Origin of the sequence: Streptomyces sp. CA-250714 (assembly GCF_050936705.1) — a bacterium.
Lineage (GTDB): Bacteria > Actinomycetota > Actinomycetes > Streptomycetales > Streptomycetaceae > Streptomyces.
The window spans coordinates 1,927,221-1,954,103 of the sequence record NZ_JBNJMI010000002.1; the positions used below are offsets into that span (position 1 = coordinate 1,927,221).

26 protein-coding genes are annotated in these 26,883 nt (G+C 71.9%); 10 read left to right on the plus strand and 16 right to left on the minus strand.

From position 1 onward, the window contains the following. Window positions 1-18: 18 nt before the first annotated feature. The 3 genes from ACQEU8_RS27540 to ACQEU8_RS27550 all read left to right on the plus strand — a co-directional run bounded on the left by ACQEU8_RS27540 (window position 19) and on the right by ACQEU8_RS27550 (window position 2,248). Window positions 19-804, plus strand: a complete 786-nt coding sequence (locus tag ACQEU8_RS27540; RefSeq protein WP_433105713.1) for a transglycosylase SLT domain-containing protein — start codon at window positions 19-21, stop codon at window positions 802-804. Between the two features lie 29 nt (window positions 805-833). Further along, the gene (locus tag ACQEU8_RS27545) at window positions 834-1,688 is read left to right on the plus strand and encodes a deoxyribonuclease IV (protein WP_433108756.1); all 855 of its coding nucleotides are present in this window, start codon (window positions 834-836) and stop codon (window positions 1,686-1,688) included. Between the two features lie 92 nt (window positions 1,689-1,780). Continuing rightward, on the plus strand, window positions 1,781-2,248 hold the full coding sequence (locus ACQEU8_RS27550) for a DUF4396 domain-containing protein (protein ID WP_433105715.1): 468 nt from the start codon (window positions 1,781-1,783) through the stop codon (window positions 2,246-2,248). Between the two features lie 24 nt (window positions 2,249-2,272). On the opposite strand, the gene ACQEU8_RS27555 is transcribed toward ACQEU8_RS27550, so the two are convergent. Beyond that, the gene (locus ACQEU8_RS27555) at window positions 2,273-2,896 is read right to left on the minus strand and encodes a sulfite oxidase-like oxidoreductase (RefSeq protein WP_433105717.1); all 624 of its coding nucleotides are present in this window, start codon (window positions 2,894-2,896) and stop codon (window positions 2,273-2,275) included. 221 nt (window positions 2,897-3,117) lie between these two features. Here ACQEU8_RS27555 and bfr point away from each other — a divergent pair, with 221 nt between their 5' ends. Then, window positions 3,118-3,606: a bacterioferritin gene (bfr, locus tag ACQEU8_RS27560; RefSeq protein ID WP_433105719.1), complete on the plus strand. Its 489-nt coding sequence runs from the start codon at window positions 3,118-3,120 to the stop codon at window positions 3,604-3,606. Window positions 3,607-3,703: 97 nt separating this feature from the next. Here the strand turns inward: bfr and ACQEU8_RS27565 are convergent, their stop codons facing one another. Both ACQEU8_RS27565 and ACQEU8_RS27570 read right to left on the minus strand, forming a co-directional pair. Further along, window positions 3,704-3,940, minus strand: a complete 237-nt coding sequence (locus tag ACQEU8_RS27565; protein ID WP_433105721.1) for a (2Fe-2S)-binding protein — start codon at window positions 3,938-3,940, stop codon at window positions 3,704-3,706. A 165-nt stretch (window positions 3,941-4,105) separates the two neighbouring features. Then, a complete protein-coding gene (locus ACQEU8_RS27570) occupies window positions 4,106-5,449 on the minus strand; it encodes a class II 3-deoxy-7-phosphoheptulonate synthase (RefSeq protein WP_433108758.1) in 1,344 nt (447 codons plus the stop codon). A gap of 597 nt (window positions 5,450-6,046) precedes the next feature. Here ACQEU8_RS27570 and ACQEU8_RS27575 point away from each other — a divergent pair. Beyond that, the gene (locus ACQEU8_RS27575; protein WP_433105723.1) at window positions 6,047-7,996 is read left to right on the plus strand and encodes an anthranilate synthase family protein; all 1,950 of its coding nucleotides are present in this window, start codon (window positions 6,047-6,049) and stop codon (window positions 7,994-7,996) included. 123 nt (window positions 7,997-8,119) lie between these two features. Here ACQEU8_RS27575 and ACQEU8_RS27580 read toward each other — a convergent pair whose 3' ends face one another. The 4 genes from ACQEU8_RS27580 to ACQEU8_RS27595 all read right to left on the minus strand — a co-directional run bounded on the left by ACQEU8_RS27580 (window position 8,120) and on the right by ACQEU8_RS27595 (window position 12,138). Continuing rightward, window positions 8,120-9,148 carry a 6-phosphofructokinase gene (locus ACQEU8_RS27580; protein WP_433105725.1) on the minus strand — a complete coding sequence of 343 codons (1,029 nt, stop codon included), beginning with the start codon at window positions 9,146-9,148 and terminating at the stop codon, window positions 8,120-8,122. A 200-nt stretch (window positions 9,149-9,348) separates the two neighbouring features. Then, window positions 9,349-10,020, minus strand: a complete 672-nt coding sequence (locus ACQEU8_RS27585; protein WP_433105727.1) for a response regulator — start codon at window positions 10,018-10,020, stop codon at window positions 9,349-9,351. Next, window positions 10,010-11,239 (minus strand): MacS family sensor histidine kinase, encoded by a 1,230-nt coding sequence (gene macS / locus ACQEU8_RS27590; RefSeq protein WP_433105729.1) that lies wholly within the window; start codon window positions 11,237-11,239, stop codon window positions 10,010-10,012. Before macS ends, ACQEU8_RS27585 begins: the two co-directional genes overlap by 11 nt. A gap of 101 nt (window positions 11,240-11,340) precedes the next feature. Beyond that, window positions 11,341-12,138 carry a lysophospholipid acyltransferase family protein gene (locus tag ACQEU8_RS27595; RefSeq protein ID WP_433105731.1) on the minus strand — a complete coding sequence of 266 codons (798 nt, stop codon included), beginning with the start codon at window positions 12,136-12,138 and terminating at the stop codon, window positions 11,341-11,343. A gap of 216 nt (window positions 12,139-12,354) precedes the next feature. Between ACQEU8_RS27595 and ACQEU8_RS27600 the strand changes: the two genes are divergently transcribed. Together ACQEU8_RS27600 and ACQEU8_RS27605 are read left to right on the plus strand one after the other, a co-directional pair. Further along, window positions 12,355-13,149, plus strand: a complete 795-nt coding sequence (locus ACQEU8_RS27600) for an alpha/beta hydrolase (RefSeq protein ID WP_433105733.1) — start codon at window positions 12,355-12,357, stop codon at window positions 13,147-13,149. Next, window positions 13,136-13,738: a hypothetical protein gene (locus tag ACQEU8_RS27605; RefSeq protein ID WP_433105735.1), complete on the plus strand. Its 603-nt coding sequence runs from the start codon at window positions 13,136-13,138 to the stop codon at window positions 13,736-13,738. The genes ACQEU8_RS27600 and ACQEU8_RS27605 overlap by 14 nt, the downstream gene beginning before the upstream one ends. 4 nt (window positions 13,739-13,742) lie before the next feature. Here ACQEU8_RS27605 and ACQEU8_RS27610 read toward each other — a convergent pair whose 3' ends face one another. The 6 genes from ACQEU8_RS27610 to ACQEU8_RS27635 form a co-directional block, all read right to left on the minus strand. Continuing rightward, on the minus strand, window positions 13,743-14,570 hold the full coding sequence (locus tag ACQEU8_RS27610) for an endonuclease/exonuclease/phosphatase family protein (RefSeq protein WP_433105737.1): 828 nt from the start codon (window positions 14,568-14,570) through the stop codon (window positions 13,743-13,745). 17 nt (window positions 14,571-14,587) lie between these two features. Next, a complete protein-coding gene (locus tag ACQEU8_RS27615; protein WP_433105739.1) occupies window positions 14,588-15,529 on the minus strand; it encodes an ROK family glucokinase in 942 nt (313 codons plus the stop codon). 177 nt (window positions 15,530-15,706) lie between these two features. Next, the gene (locus ACQEU8_RS27620) at window positions 15,707-16,234 is read right to left on the minus strand and encodes a DUF5304 domain-containing protein (RefSeq protein WP_433105741.1); all 528 of its coding nucleotides are present in this window, start codon (window positions 16,232-16,234) and stop codon (window positions 15,707-15,709) included. Between the two features lie 119 nt (window positions 16,235-16,353). Then, complete coding sequence (locus ACQEU8_RS27625) at window positions 16,354-17,697, minus strand: ArsA family ATPase (RefSeq protein WP_433105743.1); 1,344 nt, start codon at window positions 17,695-17,697, stop codon at window positions 16,354-16,356. Window positions 17,698-17,756: 59 nt separating this feature from the next. Further along, entirely contained in the window at window positions 17,757-18,233 is a 477-nt protein-coding gene (locus tag ACQEU8_RS27630) for an SRPBCC family protein (protein ID WP_433108760.1), read from the minus strand. Between the two features lie 170 nt (window positions 18,234-18,403). Beyond that, entirely contained in the window at window positions 18,404-19,165 is a 762-nt protein-coding gene (locus tag ACQEU8_RS27635; protein ID WP_433105745.1) for a metallophosphoesterase family protein, read from the minus strand. A gap of 361 nt (window positions 19,166-19,526) precedes the next feature. Between ACQEU8_RS27635 and ACQEU8_RS27640 the strand changes: the two genes are divergently transcribed. Further along, window positions 19,527-21,341 (plus strand): AMP-dependent synthetase/ligase, encoded by a 1,815-nt coding sequence (locus ACQEU8_RS27640; RefSeq protein ID WP_433105747.1) that lies wholly within the window; start codon window positions 19,527-19,529, stop codon window positions 21,339-21,341. A 240-nt stretch (window positions 21,342-21,581) separates the two neighbouring features. On the opposite strand, the gene ACQEU8_RS27645 is transcribed toward ACQEU8_RS27640, so the two are convergent. Next, on the minus strand, window positions 21,582-22,175 hold the full coding sequence (locus ACQEU8_RS27645) for an FMN-dependent NADH-azoreductase (protein WP_433105749.1): 594 nt from the start codon (window positions 22,173-22,175) through the stop codon (window positions 21,582-21,584). A gap of 78 nt (window positions 22,176-22,253) precedes the next feature. On the opposite strand from ACQEU8_RS27645, the gene ACQEU8_RS27650 reads away from it, so the two are divergent. After that, window positions 22,254-23,186 (plus strand): sigma-70 family RNA polymerase sigma factor, encoded by a 933-nt coding sequence (locus tag ACQEU8_RS27650; protein ID WP_433105751.1) that lies wholly within the window; start codon window positions 22,254-22,256, stop codon window positions 23,184-23,186. On the opposite strand, the gene ACQEU8_RS27655 is transcribed toward ACQEU8_RS27650, so the two are convergent. Beyond that, window positions 23,169-24,311: a glycosyltransferase family 4 protein gene (locus tag ACQEU8_RS27655; RefSeq protein WP_433105753.1), complete on the minus strand. Its 1,143-nt coding sequence runs from the start codon at window positions 24,309-24,311 to the stop codon at window positions 23,169-23,171. The two genes, ACQEU8_RS27650 and ACQEU8_RS27655, sit on opposite strands and share 18 nt — an antisense overlap. Window positions 24,312-24,422: 111 nt before the next feature. Here ACQEU8_RS27655 and ACQEU8_RS27660 point away from each other — a divergent pair, with 111 nt between their 5' ends. After that, window positions 24,423-25,697: a glycosyltransferase 87 family protein gene (locus ACQEU8_RS27660; protein WP_433105755.1), complete on the plus strand. Its 1,275-nt coding sequence runs from the start codon at window positions 24,423-24,425 to the stop codon at window positions 25,695-25,697. On the opposite strand, the gene ACQEU8_RS27665 is transcribed toward ACQEU8_RS27660, so the two are convergent. Then, the gene (locus ACQEU8_RS27665) at window positions 25,651-26,871 is read right to left on the minus strand and encodes a hypothetical protein (protein WP_433105757.1); all 1,221 of its coding nucleotides are present in this window, start codon (window positions 26,869-26,871) and stop codon (window positions 25,651-25,653) included. The two genes, ACQEU8_RS27660 and ACQEU8_RS27665, sit on opposite strands and share 47 nt — an antisense overlap. Window positions 26,872-26,883 lie beyond the last annotated feature (12 nt).

Below are 26,883 nucleotides of genomic sequence, written 5' to 3' on the forward strand. Positions count from 1 at the left end.
AAGGTTCCGCACTTCCTCATGCCCAACATCTCCAGCCTCAGTCTCAGCCCCAAGGCCAAGAAGTTCTCCGCCATCGGTCTCGGCGCCGCGGGCGTCGCCACCCTGGCCGCGACGGTTCTCCCGAGCACGGCGGCCCACGGCGACTCCGGCCAGGCCACGGCCAAGAAGGTCACCGCTGAGAGCGTCGCCTTCAGCTCCCACTCCTCGGTGCTGCCCAAGCAGGGCAAGGACCTCACCGCCCAGGAGCAGTCCCTGGTGAAGGTGCCCGCCGACGCCGAGAAGGTGGCGAGCGTCAAGGACGCCACCACCACCGCCAAGAGCTTCACCAGCACCGACGAGGCAGCCGCCGCGATCAAGGCCGATGCCGCCAAGCGTGCCGCCAAGGCCGCGGCCCAGGAGAAGGCTCAGGCAGCAGCGGCGAAGGAGCGTGCGGTCCAGGCCGCGGCGAACCGCTCCAAGCAGCGCGCCGCCGCGCCCAGCTACCCGAACAACCTGGACGGCTGGATCCGTGAGGCCCGCGCCATCATGGCCAAGCACGGCATCCCCGGCTCCTACGAGGGCATCAAGCGGAACATCATCCGCGAGTCCGGCGGCAACCCGCGGGCCATCAACAACTGGGACATCAACGCCGTCAACGGCGTGCCCTCCAAGGGCCTGCTCCAGGTGATCAAGCCGACCTTCGACGCCTACCACGTCGAGGGCACCGCGTACGACCAGTACGACCCGGTCGCGAACATCGTCGCCGCCTGCAACTACGCGGCGGACCGCTACGGTTCGATGGACAACGTCAACTCGGCATACTGAGTGGTGTGACCACGAACGAGACGCAGCGCATGCGTAATCCCATTGGCGGCCATGTCCCCGTAGCCGGGGGCCTGGCCGCCACTGGTATTTCCTATGCCGCAGATATCGGCGCCGAAGCACTTCAGGTATTTGTCGCGAATCCGCGCGGCTGGGCCACGCCGCCCGGAAATCCGGACCAGGACGCCGAATTCCGCACCGCATGCGCGGAGCGTGGACTTCCCGCGTATGTACACGCTCCTTATCTGATCAATTTCGGCTCGCACACGGAGGAAACGGCCACCAAGTCCGTGCTCTCGCTGCGGCATTCGCTGCGGCGCGGGCGTGCCATCGGCGCGCTGGGTGTCGTCGTCCACACCGGCGCGGCGACCGGCGGCCGGTCCAGGTCGACGGCGCTCGCCCAGGCGCGCGAGCTGATGATGCCGCTGCTGGACGAGCTGACCCACGACGACGACCCGTGGCTGCTGCTGGAGCCGACGGCCGGGCAGGGCGCCTCGCTCTGTTCCCAAGTGCACGAGCTGGCCCCGTACTTCGAGGCGCTGGAGCACCATCCGAAGCTCGGCGTCTGCCTCGACACCTGCCATGTCTTCGCCGCCGGCCACGACCTGGCCGCACCCGGCGGGGTGGAACGCACCCTGGAAGAGCTGGTGTCGGTGACAGGGCCTGGGCGACTGCGGCTGATCCACGCCAACGACTCCAAGGACGTGGTCGGCGCGCACAAGGACCGGCACGCGAACATCGGCGCCGGCCACATAGGGAGCGAGCCGTTCGCCGAGCTGCTGGCCCATCCGCTGACGGCGGGCGTACCGCTGGTGATCGAGACCCCGGGCCGCAAGGAGGGGCACGCGGCGGACGTGGCCATGCTGAAGAAACTGCGGGACCGCTGAGGCTCATCCGGACACTGGTGGAATACCCCCAAGGGGTATAACGTTATGGCGACGCGACAGCGCTATCCGCTCTGCTCACGACGAGGTGTCCCATGACTCAGCACGCCCAGCACGACGCCGTCCACTCCTCCTGGGCCACAGCGGCCAAGGCCACCCTGCACTGCCTCGTCGGCTGTGCGGTGGGCGAGATTCTGGGCATGGTGATCGGTACGGCTCTGGCCTGGCACAACGCGCCCACCATGGCGCTGGCGATCGCCCTTGCGTTCGCCTTCGGCTACAGCTTCACGATGTACGCCGTCGTCCGCGCCGGCCTCGATCTCCGTACGGCGTTCAAGGTCGCCCTCGCCGCCGACACGGTCTCCATCCTGGTCATGGAGCTGGTCGACAACGGCGTCATCCTGCTGGTCCCCGGCGCGATGGACGCGCATCTGGACACGGGGCTGTTCTGGGGCGCCCTCGCGGTGGCCTTCGCCGTCGCCTTCGTGGTCACCACGCCGGTCAACCGCCGGCTCATCAGCGCGGGCAAGGGCCACGCGGTGGTGCACCAGTACCACCACTGACGGGACGGGGGGCGGGCGGAGCGCCTACAGCTCCGGGCCGTCCCCCGGCTCCTCCTGGTAGGAGTAGCGCTGTTCCTTCCAGGGGTCGCCGATGTTGTGGTAGCCGCGCTCCTCCCAGAAGCCCCGGCGGTCCGCCGTCATGTACTCGATGCCCCGGACCCACTTGGGGCCCTTCCACGCGTACAGATGGGGCACGACGAGGCGGACGGGGAAGCCGTGCTCGGCGGTCAGCAGCTCACCGGCGCGGTGCGTGGCGAAGACCGTCTTTTCAGATGTGAAGTCCGACAGCCGCAGGTTCGCGCTGAAGCCGTACTCCGCCCACACCATCACATGGGTGACATCGGCCGCGGGCGGCGCCAGTTCGAGGATCGTACGGGCGAGTACGCCACCCCACTCGGCGCCCAGCATGCTGAACTTCGCGACGCAGTGCAGATCGGCCACCACGGTCCGGTACGGCAGCGCGGAGAACTGCTCATGGTCCCAGCAGTGCTTCTCGCCGTCCGCCGTGGCGCCGAAGACCCGGAAGTCCCACCGCTCCCGGCGGAACTTGGGTACGGGGCCGTAGTGGGTGACCGGCCACCCACGCTGGAGCCGCTGCCCGGGCGGAAGCTCCGGTTGCTCCCCTTCGCGGCTTTGCGGCTGACCCATGTCCCCATGGTGACAGACCCGGGGCGCTGGTCTTGACCACCCCCCGAGCGGGTAGTCGGTGGGGAGCTCGACACCGCTCACAACAGCAAATTTGGGCACACCCGGTAAGCGTGCACTTACTGGACCGAGCCGGTGGGCGGTGACAGGATGCGCGATTGCGCGCCACGCAAGGCGCGCACTGCCCGGTACATGCGTCATGCCCCTGGAAGGAGCCCGCCACCATGCAGGGCGACCCCGAGGTCATCGAGTTCCTCAACGAACAGCTCACCGCCGAGCTGACCGCGATCAACCAGTACTTCCTGCACGCGAAGATGCAGGAGCACTTCGGCTGGACCAAGCTCGCCGAGTACACCCGCGCCGAGTCCTTCGACGAGATGCGGCACGCGGAGCGGCTCACCGACCGCATCCTCTTCCTGGAGGGCCTGCCGAACTACCAGCGGCTCTTCCATGTACGGGTCGGCCAGACCGTCACCGAGATGTTCCGGGCCGACCGGCAGATCGAGGTCGAGGCGATCGACCGGCTGAAGCGCGGCATCGACCTGATGCGGAACAAGGGCGACATCACGTCCGCCAACATCTTCGAGGACATCCTCGCGGACGAGGAGCACCACATCGACTATCTGGACACCCAGCTCGACCTGATCGACAAGCTGGGCGAAGCGCTTTACATCTCCCGGCAGATCGAGCAGACGGCCCCCAAGGAGACGTGAGGGGGTGCCCTTCCGGCGAAGCTTGGGCAGTCTGCGCCAGGGGCGCAGGGTGGGCAAGCGCAGCCCCCATGCGGGGTGCGCAAGAGGCGCCGCAAGCCTAAGCAGCAGCTGGGGCCGGTGACGGCTGGGCCGTGAGCGGGGACTCGCCGCGGTCGAGGGCTGCTCGGCGTGGGCACTGACCCCGGCCGAGGATGCCCTGGATACGGCGGACACAGGAACCGCAGTCCGTGCCGGCCTTGCTGGCGGAGGCTATCTGGCGCGGGGTGCACGCCCCCGCCGCCGCGTGCTCTTGCACCTGCTCTTCGGTGACGCCGAAGCACGAGCAGACGTACACGCGGCCACCTCCGCCTCGGATCGATCCGGTCAGTCTCAGACTTGCTGAGGTTAACCTAACCTTACCCATCTGGGCCTGTCCACATACGCCACTGGGGCCCGCGTCACACAGGTGATGCGGGCCCCAACGGTGCGGCAGTACATGACCGGGCGCGGACGCCTCCGGTCACTGGTCGCGGTACATCTCCGCGACCAGGAAGGCCAGGTCGAGCGACTGGCTGCGGTTGAGCCTCGGGTCGCAGGCCGTCTCGTAGCGCTGGTGCAGATCGTCGACGAAGATCTCGTCGCCGCCGCCCACGCACTCGGTGACATCGTCACCGGTCAGCTCCATGTGGATGCCGCCGGGGTGGGTGCCCAGGCCCTTGTGGACCTCGAAGAAGCCCTTGACCTCGTCCAGGACGTCGTCGAAGCGGCGCGTCTTGTGGCCGCTGGCCGCCTCGAAGGTGTTGCCGTGCATCGGGTCGCAGACCCAGGCCACGGTGGCGCCGGAGGCGGTGACCTTCTCCACCAGCTCGGGGAGCCGGTCACGGATCTTGTCGGCCCCCATTCTGGTGATGAAGGTGAGCCGGCCCGGCTCGCGGTCCGGGTCGAGCCGCTCGATGAGGGCGAGCGCCTCTTCCGAGGTCGTCGTGGGGCCCAGCTTCACCCCGATCGGGTTCCGCACCCGGGAGGCGAACTCGATGTGCGCACCGTCCAGCTGCCGGGTGCGCTCGCCGATCCAGACCATGTGCCCGGACACGTCGTAGAGATTGCCGCTGCGCGAGTCGACGCGGGTGAGCGCCGACTCGTAGTCGAGCAGCAGTGCCTCGTGCGAGGAGTAGAACTCGACGGTCTTCAGCTCTTCGGGGTCCGTGCCACAGGCGTGCATGAACTTCATGGCCTGGTCGATCTCGCGCGCCAGCGCCTCGTACCGCTGCCCGGAGGGGCTGGACTTGACGAAGTCCTGGTTCCAGGCGTGCACCTGGCGCAGATCGGCGTAGCCGCCGGTGGTGAAGGCGCGGACCAGGTTCAGCGTGGCGGACGACGCGTGGTACATCCGCTTCAGCCGCTCCGGGTCGGGCCTGCGGGCCTCGGGGGTGAACTCGAAGCCGTTCACCGAGTCGCCGCGGTAGGAGGGCAGCGTCACACCGTCGCGGGTCTCGGTGGGCTTGGAGCGGGGCTTGCTGTACTGGCCCGCGATCCGGCCCACCTTGACGACCGGAACCGAGCCCGCGTAGGTGAGGACGGCTCCCATCTGGAGGAGCGTCTTCAGCTTGTTGCGGATGTGCTCGGCGCTGACCTGGTCGAACGCCTCGGCGCAGTCGCCGCCCTGGAGCAGGAACGCCTCACCGCGCGCGACCGACCCCAGCCGCTCCCGCAGCTGGTCGCACTCGCCCGCGAAGACGAGCGGCGGATAGGACTCGAGCTCGGCGAGGACGGTACGCAGAGCCTCGTGGTCCGGCCAGTCGGGCTGCTGTGCTGCGGGCAGGTCCCGCCAGGTGTGGGCACCGGCATCGGTGTGGGCGTTCACAGTCACGGACCCAAGGTTACGGGGTTGTACGGGAAACCTGTTCAGCTGCCCGCCATACGAGACCCGTATCACCAGCGGCCGGGCGGGGACGGCGCCCGGGGCGGCACAGCGGGCGGGCGGCGGCATCGGGGGAACCGGCGGCGGGCCGTCGTGGAGCGGCTCCCCCAGCGGAAACGGCAGGTCCAGCGGCGGTGGCCGCGCAGCCCTCGCGGGTGCCGGCGCACTCGCCCAGCACCTCAGTGGCCCGGAACGCGCTGCCCGGGAGCGGACCCGCTCCGCTCGACGAGCGGCTGCCGAGCGGTGTTCAAGTGCGCCTCTGCAGGGGTGCGTTGGCGCACCCGGTCCGGGCATCCTGGCCGCGCGGCGCGGCGGGTCTCCGGACGCGGAGGCGGACACGGCTGCCTGCTGGTCCGCTATGGTGTCCGGCATGCACACGCTGTCGACCATGAACTGGTGGTGGCCCGCCCGCACGGCGGCCCGCCACGACGCGCGTATGCACTGAACAAGCTCAGTCACGTGCCAGGCCGCCCGAGGGGCGGCCTTTGCGTTTCCGCGGCCGTTCCTCCCGTACACCTCGTACACGCGAAGGGACCCCGCATGCACCGCACCGCCACACCGGCCCACACCCCCTCACCCGCCGCCCTTGTCGAGCGTCTGACCAGCGACGACGCCCCACCGTTCGCGCTGTTGCGCAGGCGGACGCCCGGCCGGGACTCCGATCTCGTCGAGGTGCTCACCGGCAGCGTGCACGAGGTGGAGCGGCTCGCCGATCTGCCCGTGCGCCCGGACGGCGAGGCGGGCGCGCTCGCGCTCGTACCGTTCCGGCAGATCCGCGAACGCGGCTTCGATGTACGGGACGACGGCACACCGCTGTCCGTGCTGCTGCCCGACGAGCGGTACGAGCTGCCGCTGACCGGCACGCTCGCCGCGCTGCCGGACCATCCGGTGCGCGTCGAGCAGGGAGCGTTCGATGTGGCCGACAGCGCGTACGAGGAGATCGTGCGCCGGGTCGTCACGGACGAGATCGGTGCCGGCGAGGGCGCCAACTTCGTCATCCGGCGCGACTACCTGGCCCGCGTCCCCGGCTTCTCCCGGGCGGACGCGCTGGCCCTGTTCGGGCGGCTGCTCCGCGGTGAGCAGGGCGCCTACTGGACGTTCGTCGTCCACACCGGCGACCGCGTACTGGTGGGTGCCAGTCCGGAAGTACATGTCCGGATGACCGGGGGAACCGTCGTGATGAACCCCATCAGCGGCACCTACCGCTATCCGCCGCAGGGCCCGGATGTGGCGGGGCTGCTGGACTTCCTGGCCGACCGCAAGGAGAGCGAGGAGCTGTCCATGGTCGTCGACGAGGAGCTGAAGATGATGTGCACCGTCGGCGACGAGGGCGGGGTCGTCGTCGGGCCGCGGCTGAAGGAGATGGCGCACCTGGCGCACACCGAGTACGAGCTGCGCGGCCGCAGCACGCTGGATGTGCGCGAGGTGCTGCGCGAGACGATGTTCGCCGCGACGGTGACCGGCTCTCCCGTGGAGAACGCCTGCCGGGTCATCGAGCGGCACGAGGCCGGCGGGCGCGGCTACTACGCGGGAGCTCTCGCGCTGCTCGGCCAGGACTCGGGCGGCGCCCAGACGCTGGACTCCCCCATCCTCATCCGCACCGCTGACATCGACGCGCGCAGCGGCCGGCTGCGGGTGCCGGTGGGTGCCACGCTGGTGCGCGCCTCCGACCCGGCGAGCGAGGTGGCGGAGACACACGCCAAGGCGGCGGGCGTGCTGACGGCGCTGGGGGTGCGCGAGGCACGGGACCGTACGCCGGACGGTCCGCGCCCGCGGCTGGCGGACGACCCGCGGGTCCGGGCCGCGCTGGAGGGGCGGCGCGCCGGGCTCGCGCCGTTCTGGCTGCGGATGCGGGTGGGGCGGCAGGAGCGGGCCGACGCGGCGCAGGTGCTGGTCGTCGACGGCGAGGACACCTTCACCTCGATGCTGGCGCACCTGCTGGGCTCGACGGGGCACCCGGTGCGGGTACGCCGCTACGACGAGCCCGGACTGACCGAGGCGGCGCTGCGGCACGAGGGGCCCGTGGTGCTGGGCCCGGGCCCTGGCGATCCGCGCGATGCGGCCGACCCGAAGATGCGGCTGCTGCGCGGCCTCACCCGCGAACTGGTGCGTGCCCGGCGGCAGCCACTGCTGGGGGTCTGCCTCGGGCACGAACTGCTCGCCGATGAACTGGGTCTGGAGCTGGTCCGCAAGCAGCGCCCCCACCAGGGCGCGCAGGAGACGATCGAGCTGTTCGGGCGGCAGGAGACGGTCGGCTTCTACAACTCCTACACCGCACGCTGCGACGACGAGGCCGCCGCCGAACTCGCCCTGCACGGCGTCGAGTTGAGCCGCGACCGGGCCACCGGCGAGGTCCACGCGCTGCGCGGGCCCGGCTTCGCCGGGGTGCAGTTCCACCCGGAGTCGGTGCTGACCCTGGACGGGGTGACCGTGACGGCGCAGTTGCTGGCGGCGGTGAGCGAGGGAGCCGCGAGCGCGGGACGGCCGTGAGCACCCCGGTGTGATGTGAGCACCCCGGTGTGAGGGGTGGGAGCCCCCGAGGGGGCTCCCTTCTCCTCGTTCCTCCCCGGATCCCGCGCTGGCCGCGTCCCTCGCCGGCGCCCGAGGGACGCGTCAGCCGAAGAAGACGCCCGCCTCCTCGTAGAGCGCCGGGTCCACCGTCTTCAGCTTCTCGGTGGCCTTGGCGAGCGGGACACGGACGATGTCGGTACCGCGGAGGGCGACCATGCTGCCCCACTCCTCGTCCCGTACCGCGTCGATGGCGTGCAGCCCGAAGCGGGTTGCCAGCCAGCGGTCGAACGGCGTGGGGGTGCCGCCGCGCTGCACATGGCCGAGGACGGTGGTGCGGGCCTCCTTGCCGGTGCGGGACTCGATCTCCTTGGCCAGCCACTCGCCGACCCCCGAGAGCCTGACGTGCCCGAAGGAGTCCGTGGAGCCGTCCTTGAGGACCATCTCGCCGCCCTTGGGCATCGCACCCTCCGCGACCACGACGATCGGCGCGTAGCTCGCCTTGAAGCGGGAGGTGACCCACTCGCAGACCTGGTCGACATCGAACCGCTGCTCGGGGATCAGGATGCAGTTGGCGCCGCCCGCCAGCCCCGAGTGGAGGGCGATCCAGCCCGCGTGCCGCCCCATGACCTCGACCACCAGCACCCGCATATGGGACTCGGCCGTGGTGTGCAGCCGGTCGATGGCCTCGGTGGCGACGGTGACGGCTGTGTTGAAGCCGAAGGTGTAGTCCGTCGCCGACAGGTCGTTGTCGATCGTCTTGGGCACGCCGACACAGCGGATGCCGTAGTCGTCCGTCAGCCGGGCCGCGACGCCCAAGGTGTCCTCGCCGCCGATCGCGATCAGCCCGTCGACCTCGTACTTCGCGAGGTTCTCCTTGATCCGGCGGACGCCGTCCTCCTCCTTGAACGGGTTGGTGCGCGAGGAGCCGAGGATCGTGCCGCCGCGCGGCAGCATGCCGCGCACCGCCGGGATGTCGAGCCGGACCGTCTCCCCCTCCAGCGGTCCGCGCCAGCCGTCGCGGAACCCGGTGAACTCGTAGCCGTACTGCTGGACTCCCTTACGGACGACAGCCCGCATGACCGCATTGAGACCGGGGCAGTCGCCGCCCCCGGTCAGCACTCCGACCCGCATGGGATCTCCCTTCTCCGCATGGACGCACCTGGATGCGACGCCGTGAACACACGGCGCAACGTCCGTCACGCTAGCGGTGATCCACGTCACACGGGATGTGGCGAGCGGTGGATTTCCTTGGGAGAGGAGGGATTTGAGGATAGGGCAATCACTCGTACGAAGGACGTGCGTACGCGGTGCCGGCTGCCCCGCCAAAGGCGCTAGTCGTCCAGGCCGCGTTCGATGGCGTATCGCACCAGCTCGACGCGGTTGTGCAACTGGAGCTTGCCCAGGGTGTTCTGGACGTGGTTCTGCACGGTGCGGTGGGAGATGACGAGCCGTTCGGCGATCTGCTTGTAGCCGAGGCCCTTGGCGACCAGGCGCAGCACCTCCGTCTCCCGCTCGGTCAGCTTCGGCACGTCCGGGGCGTCCTCGGCGGCCGGGGCCGGGTCGGCGGCCAGCCTGCGGTACTCGCCCAGCACCAGCCCGGCCAGCCCGGGTGTGAAGACCGGGTCGCCCAGCGCGGTGCGGCGTACCGCGTCCAGCAGCTCTTCGGGGCCCGCCGACTTGACCAGATAGCCCGTGGCCCCGGACTTGACGGCCTCCAGCACATCGGTGTGCTCCCCGCTGGCCGAGAGCACCAGCACCCGCAGCGCCGAGTCGGGACCGACCAGTTCGCGGCAGACCTCCACACCCGGTTTGCCCGGCAGGTTCAGATCCAGCACCAGCACATCGGGGGAGGTGGCGCGGGCCCGGCGGACCGCCTGCTCACCGTCGCCCGCCGTGGCGACGACCTCGAACCCGGCCTCGGCCAGATCGCGTGCGACGGCCTCGCGCCACATCGGGTGGTCGTCGACGACCATCACCCGGACGGGTTGTGCCTCAGTTGTCATGTTTCGGAACCCTCATCTCCACTTCCGTTCCCTGTCCGGGCACCGACACCAGCTCCGCCGTGCCGCCCAGGTCCCGCAACCGGCCCCGGATGGAGAGCGCGACTCCCATCCGGCCCTCGGCCTCCGCGTCCGCCAGCCGTCCCGCGGGGATGCCGGGTCCGTCGTCCCGTACGGTCACGAGCACCGCGTCCGGCTCGTCCTCCAGCAGGATCCACGCGTGCGCCTCGCCGCCCGGCCCGCCGCCGGCGTGCCGGGCCACATTGTCCAGTGCGGCACCGACAGCGGCCGCCAGTTCGGTGGCCGCCCTGGCGGGCAGCAGCACCGGCGCCCCGGGCTCGGAGAAGGTGACCCGGGAGGTGGCGTACGAGGAGAGCAGCGCGCGGACGTCGCAGGGGGCGGTGTCGTCGTCGGTGGCATCGGGGGCGGTGGCATCGGGGGCGGTGGCCGGGTTGCCGCCGTCCGTGGCGAGCGCGGGCCAGCGGTCACCCGTGGGGGCGCGCCCGGGCTCCGGCACCACGCCGCTGGAGACCAGGGCGCGCAGAGCCACCTCCTGTTCCCCCGCCATCCGGCCCAGCTCCGCCGCTTCACCGCCGAGAGCCGTGCCTCTGCGCTGCACCATGGCCAGCACCTGGAGGACGCTGTCGTGGATGTCGCGGGCCAGCCGTTCCCGCTCCCGGGTGGCCGCCTCTATCTGGAGGGCGCGTGCCAGGGTGCGTTCACTGGCGCGGGCGACCTCGATGACATAGCCGATGGCGACGCTCGCGACACAGACGAGCAGCACGTTGTGGAAGGTGGAGCGGGTGATCATGCCGCGCTCCACGATGTTGGCGATCCCCACCAGCACCGAGGCGCCCGCGGCCCACCGCCAGCCGCCCTTGAGCGCGAACGCGAGGACGGGGCCCGCCACCCAGATGGACGGCAGGGTCGGGCCCACCAGACCGTGACCGTCCACGACCGGGGAGAGCAGGATGCCGACGACGCCCAGCACGATGTCCGTGACGAGGAACGGCAGCGTGCAGCGGTCGGCCGAGCCCACGTTGCGCAGCGTGCCGAACGTCCAGCAGGCGAGCACCAGGAGGTAGACCCCGCCCGGCACCGGAGCGCTGTACTCCCGGTAGCTCCAGAAGAAGACGCCGAGGACGTAGAGGACGGCAAGGATGCGGTAGCCCGTCAACGCCCGCCACAGCGGCTGCTCCACGGACATCAGCTTCGCACCCATGGCTCCCCCACCTTGTCCCGTGCTTCTGCCGCAGCAACTTCTTCCCGCCGCAACGGCGGGACGACGAACGGCGAGAGTCCGGCGGTCCGACGACTGCCGGACTAGGCAGCCTTGTTGCCGCCCGCCTCATCCTGACCGGTCCGCTTCTCGGCGGCTCCCTCGCCCTTCGCGGCTCCCTCGCCCTTGGCGGCCTCCGCGATCTTCGCGGCCTTCGCGGCCTCCGCGATCTGCCGCTTCGCCGCCGTCGCGTACATGTCCACGTACTCCTGGCCGGACAGCTTCAGGATGGCGTACATGACCTCGTCGGTGACGGCGCGCTGGATGAACCGGTCGTTGTCCATGCCCTGGTACCGGCTGAAGTCCAGCGGGGTGCCGATCCGGATGCCCGGGCGCATCAGCTTGGGGACGACCTTGCCGGGTGGCTGGATCTTCTCCGTATCGATCATGGCCACCGGGATCACCGGAGCGCCGGAGCGCAGCGCGACCCGGGCGAGGCCGCCGGGCTTGCCCCGGTAGAGGCGGCCGTCGGGCGAGCGGGTGCCCTCCGGGTAGATACCGAAGAGCTCGCCGCGCTCCAGCACTTCGAGGCCGCTCTTGATCGCCGCCTCACCCGCACCGCGTGCGCCGGAGCGGTCGACGGGGAGCTGGCCGACGCCCTTGAAGAACGCGGCCGTCAGCTTGCCCTTGACCCCGGGCGAGGTGAAGTACTCGGCCTTCGCGATGAAGGTCACCTTGCGGTCGAGGACGGCGGGCAGGAAGAAGGAGTCGGAGAAGGACAGATGGTTGCTCGCCAGGATGGCGGGCCCCTCCGCCGGCACATTCTCCAGGCCCTCCACCCAGGGCCGGAACGCGAGCTTCAGCGTGCTGCCGACCGACAGCTTCATCGCGCTGTAGAACAACCTCGACCTCCTTGGTGGGACGCCTCGACCCTATCCCGCCACCGTGCCACCGGATCCCCGCCGTCCGCCGTCCGGCTGCTGGGGCGGTCGCAGGCCGCCCGAGGTGTGACCCCGGGGGCCCCTTGGACACTGCCGGACCGCCGGAGGACGAATTAGGGTGGCAGCACTCCTTGCCGAGTTGCCGAGCCACGACCGCTGAGCCTCTGGAGGCCCACCGTGCCGCCCATCCTTCCCGGAGCCGAGCCATTCCACCGCGACGGATCAGCGACCGGTGTGCTGCTGTGTCACGGCTTCACCGGGACCCCGCAGTGCCTGCGCCCCTGGGCCGAGGACCTGGCCGGGCACGGGCTGACGGTCTCCCTGCCGCTGCTCCCCGGGCACGGCACCCGCTGGGAGGACATGGCCATGACGAGCTGGGAGGACTGGTACGCGACCGTCGACCGGGAGCTGCAGCTGCTGCGCGAACGCTGCGACCAGGTCTTCGTCGGCGGGCTCTCGATGGGCGGCACCCTGGCGCTGCGGCTGGCCGCGCTGAACGGGAACGCGGTACGCGGGATCATCGTCGTCAACCCGGCGATGACCTTCCCCCGGCTGCCGGGGTATCTCCTGCCCGTCGGCCGCTTCCTGGTCCGCTCTGCGCCGGGCATCGTGAGCGACATCGCCAAGGAGGGCCGGCAGGAGCTGGGCTACGACCGGGTGCCCACCCGGGGCGCGTACGCGCTGCGCAGTTTCCTCCGCGTCGCCCAGCGGGATCTGCCGAAGGTGACGCAGCCGCTGCTGGTCCTGCGCAGCCGCACCGACCATGTGGTGCCGCCCGCTGACTCGGCCCTCATCCTCAGCCGCGTCTCGTCCGAGGATGTGACCGAGACCGTGCTGGAGAACAGCTACCACGTCGCCACCCTCGACCACGACGCGGAGCGGATCTTCGCCGACGCCCGCGGCTTCATCGACCGGCTCACCGGCGTACAGGAGCCGCTCAGCACAGCACGGAGCGCCCGTGACGGCGCCTGACCCCGACGAGGGCGAGCCCCGCGACCCGAACGAGCCCAAGGACTCCGCCGACGACCGAGGGAGCGGATCGGCACTGCCGCCCGAGGAGGAGGCGGCCTGGGCGGCGATCGTCGCGGCGTACGGCGAGGAGCCGGCGGAGCCCGTCGAGCCGACGGCCGCGGACGGTACGCCCGAGAGCCGCAGCGGGGACGGGGCCGGGGAGCCGGACGGTGACATGCTCACCAAGCCGCGGCCCGCGCCGGACGCGGAGCCGCCGGTGCGCAGCTTCACGGTCTACGCCGCTGGGACCGGGCCCCGCGACTGGGAGCCCGCCGAAGACGAGGACGAGGACGGCGAGGGGCACTTCGAGCCGCCCGAGCCGCCGCCGCTGCCCGAGACGGACACCACGACGAAGTTCGCCTGGCTGGCCGCGCTGGGCGGGCCGCTGCTGCTGATCGGCACCGTACTGGTGCAGGCCGATCTGACGTGGTGGATCATCACCCTCGGGGTCGGCGGCTTCCTCGGTGGCTTCGCCACCCTGGTGACCCGGATGCGGGACGGCCGTGACGACGACGACTGGGACGACCCGGGGCGCGGCGCCGTGGTGTGAGCCCTCAGGCCCGCCCGCCCGCGCGGATCCGCAGCGCCGCCAGCACCGGGAGGTGGTCGGTGGCGGCGGACAGATCGCCCTCGGTCACACCCGGCAGCCCGCGGGGCACCCCGGCGCCCAGTACCTCGACGCCCTCCCCCGCGAAGACGGCGTCGATGCGCTGCACCGGTGCCGCGGGCGTCGAGGTGTACTCGGCGCCCCACGGCGCCACCCCCCACGCGTCCCGCAGCCCCTCTCCGAGCAGCCCGAAGGTCCGGCCGCCCGCCCGCTCGTTGACGTCGCCCGCGGCCACCACCGGGCAGCCGAACGCGGCGGTCCGCTCCAGCAGGGCGCGGGCCTGCTGCCGCCGCTCGCGGGCCTGGAGGCTGAGGTGGAAGCTGACGACGCCCAGCCGGGTCGGCGGCACCTCCTCCGGACAGCCGGGAGCAGGCCCGAACCGCAGCTCGGCGGTGGCGAAGCCACGCTGGTGCAGTCCGGGCGTACGCGGCAGCAGCACGTCCTCGGTGCGTTCGACGTGGGCCCGCAGCGAGGCGAGGATCATCGGTCCGGCCGCCGTCGCGCCGCCGGTGACATAGGTGAGGTCGGTACGGCGCGCCAGCCAGGCCGCCCGCTTGCGCCAGCGGAAGAAGCGCGGCGCCTCCTGCACGCAGACGACATCGGGGGCGCACGCCCGGATGACCCGGACGAGCGCCTCCCCGTCGTCCCGCAGGGAGCGGATGTTGTAGCTGAGCAGCCGGACGACGGCCGAGCCGTCGGACTCCGTACGCGAAGCCGGCAGGTCGGCGACCGGCACGGCCCCTCCCGCCGTCGTCTCGCCCGTCTCCCTGGACACCCCGCCCCCCGATCCGCTCAGCCCTGGCGGGCCAGGTCCGCGACGCCGACCATGCCCGCCTTGTTGCCCAGTTGGGCGGCGAGGACCTCGGCGTGCGGGCGCCAGCGGCTGCCGACGAGCCAGCGGCGGTAGGACTTGCGGATCGGGTCGAGCACCAGCTCGCCCTCGTCGGAGACACCGCCGCCGACGATGAAGGCGCCAGGGTCGAAGAGGGAGGCGAGGTCGGCGAGGCCCGCGCCCGCCCAGCGGGCGAGCTCGCGGAAGGAGTCGATGGCGACCGGGTCGCCCTGCCGGGCCGCCTCGCTGATGTGCTTGCCGCGGATGCCCTCGGAGGTGCCGTCGCCCAGCCCCAGCAGGATCGCGGCGTTGTCCGGGGTGGCGGTGGCGCGCTGCTGGGCGTAGCGGAGCAGCGCACGCCCTGAGGCGTACTGCTCCCAGCAGCCCTGGTTGCCGCAGCCGCACAGCAGGCCGTCCGGGACCATCCGGATGTGGCCGAACTCGGCAGCCACGCCGTACCGGCCGCGGTGCAGCTTGCCGCCGATGATGGTGCCGCCGCCCAGGCCCGTGCCGATGGTGATGCAGACGACGTCCTCGTGCCCTGTGCCGACGCCGAACTTGTACTCGCCCCAGGCAGCGGCGTTCGCGTCGTTCTCGATCACGACGGGCAGGTCGATGCGCTGCTCGACCTTGTCCTTGAGCGGCTCGTGCCGCCAGCTCAGGTTGGGGGTGAACAGCACGGTGGCGCGCTTGTCGTCCACATACCCGGGGGCGCCGATTCCGACGGCCTCCACCTGGTACTCGGCGCTGGCCTGGCGTACGGCGTCCGCGATGGCGTCGATCACTGCTTCAGGGGTGTCGGGTGTGGGCACCGTGCTGGTCTCGAGAATGGTGCCTTTCTCGTCCACAACGCCAGCCGCGATCTTGGTGCCGCCGATGTCGACCCCGATTGTCAGTCCCATGTGTCCCTCGGTCATCCGAATGTGATCCCCGCCGCCGCCAACGGTACCGGAGCACGCTTCCGCGAGGGGCACGCCCCGAAGGGGCGCGGGGAACTGCGCGCCCGGCCACGACGCGCCCGCAGTCCGCACGCTTCGCGCAGGGGCACCCCCTCGCCGGCCCCCCGTGCGGGGCCCGCTCTAGTCGCGGTCGTGGTCCTCGTCGTCGGGCTCGACCTCGATGTGCTCCTCGACGGCCCGCTCCGCGGCTCGCGCGTCCAGGTCCGCCTGATGGGAGAGGTCGGCGATCTCTTCGACGTCGATCCGCTCCGCGTCTTCGGCGCCGGGGCGTTCGGTCCAGCGGCGTTCGGCCTCGTGGACCACCGAGCGATAGGCGGCGAGGAGTTCGCCGCCCGCGGCGGCGAGGTGGTCGAAGAGCTGCGGATTGCGCTCGACGACGGGCTCGATGGTCGCCTTCGCCTGCTTGAAGAACTGCTGCGCCATGCCCTGCGCTGCGGCCGATCCGACGGCGCCCATCAGCGGCTTGCCGAGTTCGGCGACCTTCTCGGTGACCGCGTCCGCCAGCCGGCGCAGCTCCTCGGCGGCGTTGACGGGCGGCGGGCCGTACTCGGCGCGGCGGCGGGCCTTCTCGGCGGCCAGGTCCTCCTCGCACGCGGTGGCCCAGGCGTCGGGGTCCGGGGCGGCAGGGCGCTCGGCGGCATCGCTCATGGCGGGCTCCTACGGGCGAAAGGTGGTGGCATGGTGCGGGCCGTGCACTTTCCGACGTTACCCGAACGGCGGCACGGGGTTGAGGGGGAACGGCAGTGCGCGGCCGGGCCTGCGCACGGTCAGCCGCTCTGCCCCGCCGGTTCGGGGCGCCCTCGCCGGCCGGGCCACAGATCGGGGTCGGGGGTGAAGCGGACGCTCAGCACCCCGCCCTTGAGGCCAGCGCCGGACACCCGGCAGCGGCGCAGAGCCGACGGGAGCGGGAGCACCCGGCGGTAGGGGCCGACGCCCACGGTCAACTCGTCGCCGCGCCGCACCAGTTCCAGCTCGTCGCGTTCGGCGCCCGGCAGCGGCAGGTGCCACACCAGTTTTCCGTCCCCGGCCAGCCGGTCCTCCAGCCAGCCGTACGGGATGTCGGTGCCGGGTCCGCTCTCGGTCCCGGCGGGCGGGCGCAGGCCCTCGCCCGCTGTGCGGTCGGCGGCCACGGCGGTGCGGGCGGCGTTGGCGAGGGCCTTCAGGTCCTCGGGGCCGCGCGGATCGCGGCCCAGGTGCGGCAGCTCGCACAGCGGCACGGACTCGGCCTCGCACTTCTCCCGCAGCGCTGCCAGCGCGGTCTGCTGCTGTCCGGCCAGCGCGGCCAGCCAGGGGTCACCGGAGCCGGTCGGCAGCAGCCGGTTGGCGACGACGGACTCCAGCGCGAGCCCGTGCAGCCGCAGGCCGGCCCCGGCGGTACGCAGCGCCTCGGCGGCGAGCGGTCCCGGCTCGGTGACGAGGCGCACGATCGTCGTCGGGGACTCCACGATCCGCTGCACTCCGGCGAGTTCGTCCGACCAGCGCGTGGCGGCGTCGTACAGCCACTGCGCGGGCATGGGGGCGCCGGCGAGCTGGGCCAGTACGGGGCGCAGGGCGCGGGCGGCCTGCCGCTCGGTGGGTATGAGGCGGCGCAGATAGCGGCGCAACTGTTCAGGCAGGACGAGCAGATTGAGGCCCTCGGGTGCGGCCGGCATGTCGACGACGACGATGTCCCAGCCGGCGCCGTCTGCCGTGCCACCCGTGTGCGCGGTGTGCAGGGCGCGCAGCAGGGCGAAGGTTCCGGCGCCGGGGAGCTCGGTCAGCTCGTCCTCGTCCAGCGGTACGGCGCCGAGCAGGTCGAGCACGGTCTTGCCGCGCGTCTGGAGGTCGACGGCCTGCTTGCGGAACTCCTCGCCGGAGTCGATACGCAGCAGCCACAGCCCCGTCGCACCGGCGACAGGTTCGGGCCTGCCAGGCCCGGGGGCTTCCGGCGGGTGTGTGGCGGGCTCCGCGCCGGCCCCGTCGCCGGGGCCGACCGCGCCCAGCAGCGCGGTCAGCCGGCGTGCGGGCTCCGCGCTCAGCAGCAGGGTGCGGTGCCCCTGGGCCGCGGCAGCGCACGCGGTGGCGGCGGCAACGGTGCTGCGCCCCGCCCCGCCCGCGCCGGTGACCAGCACGGTCTGAGGGCCGGGGCGCTGCGGTGCGGAGGGCTGGGACCCGGCGCCCGCTCCGCCGGTCAGTTGCCCTCTCCGGACGCCTCGGCGCCGCCCGCCTCGACGCGCTTCTTCAGCCCGTCGAGCGCCCGGTCGATGATGACCTTCTCGGCCTTGCGCTTGATCATTCCGAGCATGGGGATCTTGACGTCGACGGTGAGCTGGTACATGACCTCGGTCCGCTCGCCGCCACCGACCGGAGTGAGGCGGTAGACGCCGTCGAGGGAGCGCAGCATCTGGGACTTGACCAGCGACCAGCGCACCTCGTGCACCTCCGGGTCACCGATCCACTCGTAGGCGAGGGTGTGCTCGTCCTTGATGGCTCCGGCGTCCAGCAGCAGGCGCACCTGCTCGGCACGGCCCTGCTCGTCCGTGCCGAGGATCTCGGCCTCCTTCACCTCGCCGGCCCACTCCGGGTAGCGGGGGAAGTCGGAGATCACCTTCATCACGGCCTCGGGTGCCGCGTCAACGGTGATGCTCGAGCTGGTGTGTTCCGCCATCGCCATGGCCCTCCGATATACCCGTGTCCGAAATGCCCGCCGTAGGTGGAATGACCGCGCGGGATGCCCGCCGTGGCGCGGGGAAGCGTCTGCGAGGGAAGGCTACCGCGCGGTCGTACGGGCCGACGCCGCGCGGGTCATCACCCCGAGCCTCCGGCCCTCTTGCCCCGTCACCACTCCAGCACCCACGGCGTCCCGGTCGCGTTGAAGTGGCCGACGTTGACGCACTCGGTGGCGCCGATCCGCATCCGCTGCGCCAGCGGCTGATGGACGTGACCGAACAGGTGGTAGCGGGGGCGCAGCGTGTGCAGGGCCTCCAACAGCTGCGGACTGCCCCGCTCGAAGCGGCGCGCGACGGTGTCGTAGCACAACTCGGGCACTTCGGGCGGGATATGGGTGCACAGCACGTCGATCTCGCCCAGCGCGGCGATCTTCGCCGCGTAGGCCTCGTCGTCGATCTCGTACGGAGTGCGCATCGGCGTGCGCAGCCCGCCGCCGACGAAGCCGAAGCGCCACCCGCCGATCACCACCGTCTCGCCGTCGAGGACGTTCACACCCGGGCGCGCGTACTCGGGCCACAGGGGAGGCATGTCGACGTTGCCGTATGTGGCGTACGTGGGGGTGGGGAAGGCCGCGAACAGTTCGGCGTACTGCTTGCGCACCGCCGCCTCCATCGCGGCGTCCCGGTCGAGCCCGGCCCACAGCTCCCGGGAGAACGCGCGGGCCTCGGTGAAGCGGCGGGCCGTACGCAGGGCGACGATACGGTCCGCGTTCTCGACGCCGAACAGATCGGGGAAGATCCCGCGCGAGTGATCCGCGTAGTCGAGGAAGAGGATGAGGTCTCCCAGGCACACCAGCGCGTCAGCTCCCTCGCCCGCTTTCGCGAGGTCCGCACTGTTGCCGTGTACGTCGCTGACCACGTGGACTCGCATGCGCCCCACCCTAGATCGCCGCGCAGGTCACGGGGAGGGGGAGCAGACCCGCGGAGGGTGGCACGGCCCGGCGGACGGAGCGGCCCGCTCCACCGCGGCAGCCGAAAAGTGCCGTAAGCCCGCTCTTACCGTTCCCTCCCCCTCGCGGCTTCCGTGTCCCCGAACGCCTCGACTAGGCTGCTATCTGCCATCTCCACCTGTGACGCACAAGACATCTCCGCGTCACCCTCTACCCCCGCCCCCATACCGATGGGTAACGTCCGGGCCGTCATTCTTCCGGGATCGCTCGCCGACCCTGGACCGAGCCAATGGAGGCCGACCCCCGCGGCCCCGGTTGGCGCGCCGACGAGGAGCAGCAGTCTTGCGCGAGTACAGCCTTCCGGCCCTCTACGAAGTCCCCGCAGAGGGAAACCTGACGGACCTCATCCGCCGGAACGCGGCTCAGCACCCCGATCTCCCCGTCCTGGGGCGCAAGCGGAACGGCCGGTGGGAGGACGTGACCGCCACCGCCTTCCTCGCCGAGGTGCGGCAGGCCGCCAAGGGACTGATCGCGGCAGGCGTGGAGCCCGGCGACCGGGTGGGCCTGATGTCGCGCACCCGCTACGAGTGGACGCTGCTGGACTTCGCGATCTGGAGCGCGGGCGGTGTCACCGTGCCCGTCTACGAGACCAGTTCGCCCGAGCAGATCTCCTGGATCCTCGGCGACTCGGGCGCCGTCGCCTGCCTGGTGGAGACCGGCAGCCACGCGGCGGCCGTCGACTCCGTCCGCGACCGGCTGCCCGAACTGCGGGACGTGTGGCAGATCGAGCCAGCGCCCGACACCGACGGGGGCGAGGCCGCCGTCGCACAACTCGCCGCGCTCGGCGCCGGGATCAGCGACGAGAAGGTGGAGGAACGCAGCTCCGTCGCCGACGCCGACTCGCCCGCCACCATCGTCTACACCTCCGGCACCACGGGCCGCCCCAAGGGCTGTGTGCTCACCCACCGCAGCTTCTTCGCGGAGTGCGGGAACGTGGTCGAGCGGCTGCGCCCGATGTTCCGGCCCGGCGAGGGATCGGTGCTGCTGTTCCTGCCGGTCGCGCACGTCTTCGGGCGGCTGGTGCAGGTGGCGGCCGTGATGGCACCGATCAGGCTGGGGCTGGTCTCGGACCTCAAGAACCTCACCGAGGAGCTCGGCTCCTTCCGGCCGACGATGGTGCTGGGTGTCCCCCGCGTCTTCGAGAAGGTCTTCAACTCCGCGCGGGCCCAGGCCGTCGCGGGAGGCAAGGGCAAGATCTTCGACAGGGCCGCCGAGGTGGCCGGCGCCTACAGCCGCGCCCTGGACGACCCCGCGGGCCCCTCACTCAAACTGCGGATCCAGCACAAGGTCTTCGACAAGCTGGTCTACAGCAAGCTGCGCGCCGTCCTCGGCGGCCGGGCCACCCACGCCATCTCCGGCGGCGCACCGCTGGGCGCGCGGCTGGGCCACTTCTTCCGCGGCGTCGGCTTCACGGTGCTGGAGGGGTACGGGCTCACCGAGTCGTGCGCCGCGACGGCCTTCAACCCGTACGACCGGCCCAAGATCGGCACCGTGGGGCAGCCGCTGCCCGGCTCCGTCATCCGGATCGCCGACGACGGCGAGGTCCTGCTGCACGGCGAGCATCTGTTCACCGGCTACTGGAACAACCAGCAGGCCAGCGACGAGGCGCTGGCCGACGGCTGGTTCCACACCGGCGACCTCGGCACGCTGGATGTGGACGGCTATCTGACCATCACGGGGCGGAAGAAGGAGATCCTGGTGACCGCGGGCGGCAAGAACGTCGCCCCCGCCGTCATCGAGGACCGCATTCGCGCCCACGCGCTGGTCGCCGAGTGCATGGTCGTCGGTGACGGACGCCCCTTCGTCGGCGCGCTGCTGACCGTGGACGAGGAGTTCCTGCCGCGCTGGGCCGCCGAGCACGGCAAGCAGGACCTCAGCCATGAGCAGCTGCTGGCCGACGCCGATCTGCTCGCCGAGCTCCAGACCGCCGTGGACGAGGGCAACAAGGCCGTCTCCAAGGCCGAGTCGGTGCGCAAGTTCCGGGTGCTGCGGGAGCAGTTCACCGAGGACTCCGGCCACGTCACCCCCTCGCTGAAGCTGAAACGGGGCGTGGTCGCCAAGGACTTCGCCGACGAGATCGAGGCGCTGTACGCCTGAGGCGTGCCCGCGCTCCTTACGGGGCACCGTCTTGCGCTTGGGCAGTCTGCGCCAGGGGCGCAGGGTGGGCAAGCGCAGCCCCCGTGCCGGGTACGCAAGATCCGCCGGGCACGCCATTGCGCGCCCCTGTCGGGGCGGGGAGCTGAGCCGCCAGTTCGGTGACCGTTTGCCGTGCGGCGGTCATTGATTCCGAGGCCAGGTGTTGGAGGGGCGCCAGTGCTGGGATGTCCCAGGCGCGGGTCAGTTCGGCCGTGGCGAAGTGCAGCTGGTCTGCGGGGACTCCGCGGTCGGTGAAGTAGCCGCGCAGGTAGGGGACTTGGAAGTCGAGTCCCTCGCGCGGGGCCGGGGTCCGTAGCCGCCGCGGGCGCTGATGACCACGACGTGCTTGTCCCGCAGTCGGCTCAGGCCCGTCGCCGGGTCGAGGAGCGCCCCCGGAAAGCTGATGCGGTCGATCCACGCCATCAGCGCCGCGGGCACCGTCAGGTTGTACATCGGCACGCCCAGCAGCAGTACGTCCGCCGCCAGCACCTCCTCGACCAGCGGCCGCGTCGTCCGCCACACGCGCTCGTCCGCGACGTCCCGCACCAGTGCGGCCACCCGGTCGACCGGCACGGTGCCGTGCCGCTCCACCCAGTACCCGAACCGGGCATAGGCAGCGGTCACCTGCGGCACCGGATCGGCGGCCAGGTCGCGGTAGTGGTAGCCGGTAGTGCCGTGCCGGGCGCGCCAGGTGTCGGCGAACAGCGCGGTCAGCCGCCTGCTGACGGACTCGCCCGCCGGGCTGACACTGGCGTCGATGTGCAGCAGGGACGGCTTCGCCGCATCGTGGTTCATAAAAGAGGGCTCCCGGTCACTTCTGTCGCGTCGGATACGTCGATGAAGGTGACGGAACGCGCTGGGGAAAGGTGACCGATGGACGAGCTGACCGGGCTGGCCGAACGTTTCGAGGAGCGCCGGGCTCTGCTGCTGGCCCTCGCCTACCGGATGCTCGGCTCGCTCAGCGAGGCGGAGGACGCGGTGCAGGAGGCATGGCTGAGGCTGAGCCGTACGGACGCCGCCGCCATCGACAACCTGGCCGCCTGGCTGCGTACCGTCGTCTCCCGTATCTGCCTGGACATGCTGCGCGCCCGCGCCGCCCGCCCCGAGGAACCCGTGGGACAGCAAGTGCCGGACGCGGTACGGGGATTCGAGGAGGCCGGCGGCCCGGAAGACGAGGTGCTGCTGGCCGACTCGGTGGGCAGGGCGCTGCTCGTGGTGCTGGACACACTGGGGCCCGCCGAGCGGGTCGCGTTCGTGCTGCACGACATGTTCGCCGTTCCGTTCGAGCAGATCGCGCCACTGCTGGAGCGCTCCCCCGTCGCCGCGAAGAAACTCGCCAGCCGCGCCCGCCGCCGGGTACGCGGCACGCCCGCCGTGCCCGTCGCGGAGCTGGGCGAACAGCGGGCGCTCGTCGAGGCGTTCCTGGCCGCGGCGCGGGGCGGCGAGCTGGCCGGGCTGCTCGCCGTGCTCGCTCCCGATGTGGTGCGGCGCAGCGATCCCGCCGTACTGCCCCCGGGCGCCGCCGCGCTGGTGCGGGGCGCGGACGCGGTGGCGCGCGGCACGGTGCGGCTGGGCCAGCGGTCGCGGTATGCGCAGACCGCGCTGGTGGACGGGGCCGTGGGAGCCGTTGTGGCGCCGCGCGGACGGCTGCTGTGCGCCCTCACCTTCGTCTGCGAGGGGGGCAGGATCGCGGCGTACGAGGTGATCGCGGACCCGGCGCGGCTCGCCGGGCTTGAGCTGGCGCTGCTCGATCCGGTGCCGTCCGCGCCGGCTGCGGGGCTCCCGCTGTCACAGCAGTTCGCGTAGTCGTTCCGCGAGCAGATCCCAGCGCCAGCGCTCCTCGACCCACTGTCGGCCGCGGGTGCCCATGCGGGTGCGCAGTTCGGGATCGCGGAGGAGTTCGGTCAGCCGGTCGGCGGTCTGCGCGGGGCTGCCGCCGTCGACGACCCAGCCGGTCTCGCCGTCCAGCACGGCGTCCGGCGCTCCACCGGAGTCACCGGCGACGACGGGCAGCCCGGTCGCGGACGCCTCCAGGTAGACGATGCCGAGCCCCTCCACGTCCAGCCCGCCGCGCCGGGTGCGGCACGGCATCGCGAAGATGTCACCCGCACCGAAGTGCGCGGGCAGCTCCTCCCAGGTGACGGGGCCGGTGAAGCGGACGGCGTCGGTGAGCCCGCGGGCGGCGGCCAGCTTCTCCAGGTCGGCGCGGTAGGGGCCGCCGCCGACGATCAGCAGCACGGCGTCGGGTACGGCCTCCAGCACCCGGGGCATGGCCTCGATGAGGGTGTCCTGGCCCTTGCGGCGTACGAGACGCGAGACGCAGACGACCACGGGCCGGTCGGTCAGCCCCAGCCGGGCGCGGACCGCGTCGCCGCCCGAACCGGGGTGGAAGGTCTTCTCGTCCACGCCGGGCGGCAGTTGCACCATCCGCGCGGCGGCCCCGGGCGTGAGCGCGGCGGCGATCCGGCGGCGCGTGTAGTCGCCGAGGTAGGTGAGGGTGTCGGTCTCCTCGCCGATCCGCCGCAGCAAGCCGCGGGCCGCGGGGAGCTGTGCCCAGCCCGCCTCGTGGCCGTGTGTGGTCGCCACGATCCGCTCGGCCCCGGCCCTGCGCAGCGCGGGCGCCATCAGCCCCAGCGGCGCTGCGGCGCCGAACCACACCGCGCGGCAGCCGTGCTCCCGCAGCAGCGAGACGGCACGCTTGGTCACCCGTGGAGTGGGCAGCAGCATCGTCGTACGGTCACGGACGACCGTGAAGGGCTGCTCGGCGTCGAACGCCGCGGTGGCTTCCGCACCCTCCCGGCCCCGCTTCCAGGTCGAGGCGTAGACGACGACCTGGGACGGGTCCAGGCGCAGCGCCATGCTGTGCAGGAACGCCTGGATGCCGCCGGGGCGGGGCGGGAAGTCGTTGGTGACGATCAGGGTCTTGTGCATCGCCGCCGACAGTACCGCGCACCGGCGCGGGCGGGCGGCCGAGGTGTGGTGCCTGGTGGGACCGGAGGAAGGACAGGTGTGCGGGGCGAGGCGAGGAGGGCCCGCGGTGCGGTGGCGCCCGTGCTGGTGTGGGCGGTCACCCGGGCGGTGCTGCTGCTCTACGTCTTCAAGGTCTTCACCGTGCCGGGAGGCATGGACATCACCACCGATGTCTCGGTGATCTACCACGGCTGGTTCGACCGGCTGAGCGGCGGAACGTTTCCCTCCCATGACGTGACCTGGCAGTATCCGCCCGCCGCCGCACTCGTGATCCTCTCCCCCGGGCTGCTCACCGGGCTGGGCCTGCTCGGCTACGCCTCCGCCTTCTTCGTACTCGCCTGCGCCGCCGACGCGGTGGTGCTCGGGCTGCTGCTGTACGCGGTACGGCGGCGCGGAACCAGAGACCCGGACGCCGGCTCCCGGCGGCGGGCCGGGGTATGGGCGTGGGTGGCCGGGGTGCCGCTGCTGGGGCCGACGGCGTACGCGCGCTACGACCTGATGGTGACCGTGCTCGCCGTCGCCGCGCTGCTGGCGGCCGCGCGGCATCCCCGTACGGCGGGGGCGCTGGCCGGACTTGGCGCGCTGGTGAAGGTGTGGCCGGCGCTGCTGCTGCTCGGTACGCCGCGGGGCCGCGCGACGCGGACGGTCTGGCTGAGCGCGCTGGTGACCGTGCTCGCGGTGACGGCCGGCTTCGCCGCCACCATGCCGGGGGCCATGGACTTCCTGTCCGCGCAAGGCGGTCGCGGCACGGAGGTGGAGTCGGTCGGTTCCCTGGTGCTGCACGCGGCGCGGCAGTTCGGCTGGGAGGGGCAGGTGCTGCTGCGGTACGGCTCGATGGAGTTCGTGGGGCCGGGGGTTGGGGCCGTGAGCAATGTGGCCGTCGTACTGACCGGTGTGGTGTTCGGCTGGCTGCTGTTGTGGCGGTTGCGGGCCCGGGTGTGGACCTCGGCGACCCCGGCGGACGCCGCGCTCGCCGGGGTGCTCGTCTTCGTGGTGACGAGCCGGGTGCTGAGCCCGCAGTATCTGATCTGGCTGGTCGGACTGGCCGCTGTCTGTCTGACCCTGCGGGCCAGCTGCCAAGCGGTGCCGGCCTGGCTGGTCCTTTTCGCCGCCGCGCTCACACAGTTGGAGTTCCCGGTCTGGTTCGCGGACGTGGTCGCCAGCGAGGGGAAGGGCACGGTGGTGTTGGCCGTACGGAACCTGGTGCTGGTCGTTGCCGCGGTGCTCTCCTGCGTACGGCTGTGGCGGTCGGCCGTTGTGGAGCCGCCCGAGGTGCCCCGGCCCCGCGAGAGGGCCGGGGTCAGTGGCGCAGCTGCTGAAGTACGTACGTCCGCCAGCGGTCGGTGAACTCCTTCTCGGAGATGCCCAGGACGGAGCGGAGCGCCGCGTTCGCGTCCGGGCGCTTGCCGTCGTTCTCGCGGCCCGCCTGCTCGTAGAGGGCGAGCAGTTTGCCGGTGCCCCACTGTTCGGCGATCATCCGGCAGGCCAGCCAGCTGCCCTCGTAGGCGCGGGCCAGCGCGGCGGGGTCGTTGCCGAAGTGGAAGTCGCCGTCGGAGGGGAGCGTGTGCGCTTCGTCCGGTGCGCGGGCCAGTTCGGGCGCCGCCTCCTTGGGGGTCAGCTGGGAACGGCGGTAGCCCGACCAATCGGCGATGCCCTCGGAGAGCCACAGGGGGGTGGCGGGGGTGGTCTGCCTGCGGGTGGCTACATGCGTCGTCTCGTGGGTCAGCACCACCTGTCGGCCTTCCTCGCTGAGCAGCCCGTAGGCGCGCGGGTTGACGACGATGCGGTCGGCGTCGCTCCTGGCCGCGCCAGTCACCTCACCGGTGGTGACGGCGGCTATGCCCGCGTATGTACGGGAGTTCGCGGCGGGCGAGCCCAGCAGACGGGCCATCTGCCGCGTCGAGGCGGGCGCCTCCAGCACCGGCCTGCGGGACCAGCCGTCCGGCCAGGTCGCGGTGACGGCGGGTACGGCGCGGTCGGCGGCGTCGGCGAGTGCGCGGAGTTCGGAGCGTTTCCGGCCCACGCCGAGCACCAGGCTGTGGCTGCCCCGTACGACGGTCATGGTGCCCTGCTCCCACAGCTGGGCGTCGCTGCCGGATGCCTCGGCGGCGATACGCCAGGCGCCGTCGCGCCGTACGAAGCGAAGCCGTTCGGTGGCAGTGCTGGCGACCCGGTCGTAGCCCGCGAGCCGGTAGCGCAGCGTGGCCTCGACAGTCGCGATGTCGTGCGCCTTTGTGACCTTGCGCACATCGTAGGACCACTCGGCGAGTGGCAGCCGGCGCAGATTGTGGAAGGCCCGGCGCTGTTCCCCGCGGTGGCCCGGGTCGACGGCGGTGAGATAGCCCGGCTCATCGCCGCCGCGCAGGGCCGCGGCCTGGCGATCGAGGGTGTGCTGGAACGGGCCGTGGTCGTGGCCGCGGCCGGCCGTGCCGAGGCAGGCGCCGAGGCCGCACAGCAGGGCGAGCGCTGCCGTACCGCTCAGCGCTCGCCCGTACCGGAACCGTTGCCGCCGTGTGCCCACCCCACCGAGGGT

Excerpts from the sequence above, each read along its gene's own strand:
- bfr (WP_433105719.1), top strand. The coding sequence starts at position 3,118 with ATGCAGGGCGACCCCGAGGTCATCGAGTTCCTCAACGAACAGCTCACC.
- ACQEU8_RS27575 (WP_433105723.1), top strand. The coding sequence starts at position 6,047 with ATGCACCGCACCGCCACACCGGCCCACACCCCCTCACCCGCCGCCCTT.
- ACQEU8_RS27550 (WP_433105715.1), top strand. The coding sequence starts at position 1,781 with ATGACTCAGCACGCCCAGCACGACGCCGTCCACTCCTCCTGGGCCACA.
- ACQEU8_RS27620 (WP_433105741.1), bottom strand. The coding sequence starts at position 16,234 with ATGAGCGATGCCGCCGAGCGCCCTGCCGCCCCGGACCCCGACGCCTGG.
- ACQEU8_RS27555 (WP_433105717.1), bottom strand. The coding sequence starts at position 2,896 with ATGGGTCAGCCGCAAAGCCGCGAAGGGGAGCAACCGGAGCTTCCGCCC.
- ACQEU8_RS27635 (WP_433105745.1), bottom strand. The coding sequence starts at position 19,165 with ATGCGAGTCCACGTGGTCAGCGACGTACACGGCAACAGTGCGGACCTC.
- ACQEU8_RS27630 (WP_433108760.1), bottom strand. The coding sequence starts at position 18,233 with ATGGCGGAACACACCAGCTCGAGCATCACCGTTGACGCGGCACCCGAG.
- macS (WP_433105729.1), bottom strand. The coding sequence starts at position 11,239 with ATGGGTGCGAAGCTGATGTCCGTGGAGCAGCCGCTGTGGCGGGCGTTG.
- ACQEU8_RS27540 (WP_433105713.1), top strand. The coding sequence starts at position 19 with ATGCCCAACATCTCCAGCCTCAGTCTCAGCCCCAAGGCCAAGAAGTTC.
- ACQEU8_RS27545 (WP_433108756.1), top strand. The coding sequence starts at position 834 with ATGCGTAATCCCATTGGCGGCCATGTCCCCGTAGCCGGGGGCCTGGCC.
- ACQEU8_RS27615 (WP_433105739.1), bottom strand. The coding sequence starts at position 15,529 with ATGGGACTGACAATCGGGGTCGACATCGGCGGCACCAAGATCGCGGCT.
- ACQEU8_RS27580 (WP_433105725.1), bottom strand. The coding sequence starts at position 9,148 with ATGCGGGTCGGAGTGCTGACCGGGGGCGGCGACTGCCCCGGTCTCAAT.
- ACQEU8_RS27655 (WP_433105753.1), bottom strand. The coding sequence starts at position 24,311 with ATGCACAAGACCCTGATCGTCACCAACGACTTCCCGCCCCGCCCCGGC.
- ACQEU8_RS27645 (WP_433105749.1), bottom strand. The coding sequence starts at position 22,175 with ATGAACCACGATGCGGCGAAGCCGTCCCTGCTGCACATCGACGCCAGT.
- ACQEU8_RS27650 (WP_433105751.1), top strand. The coding sequence starts at position 22,254 with ATGGACGAGCTGACCGGGCTGGCCGAACGTTTCGAGGAGCGCCGGGCT.
- ACQEU8_RS27585 (WP_433105727.1), bottom strand. The coding sequence starts at position 10,020 with ATGACAACTGAGGCACAACCCGTCCGGGTGATGGTCGTCGACGACCAC.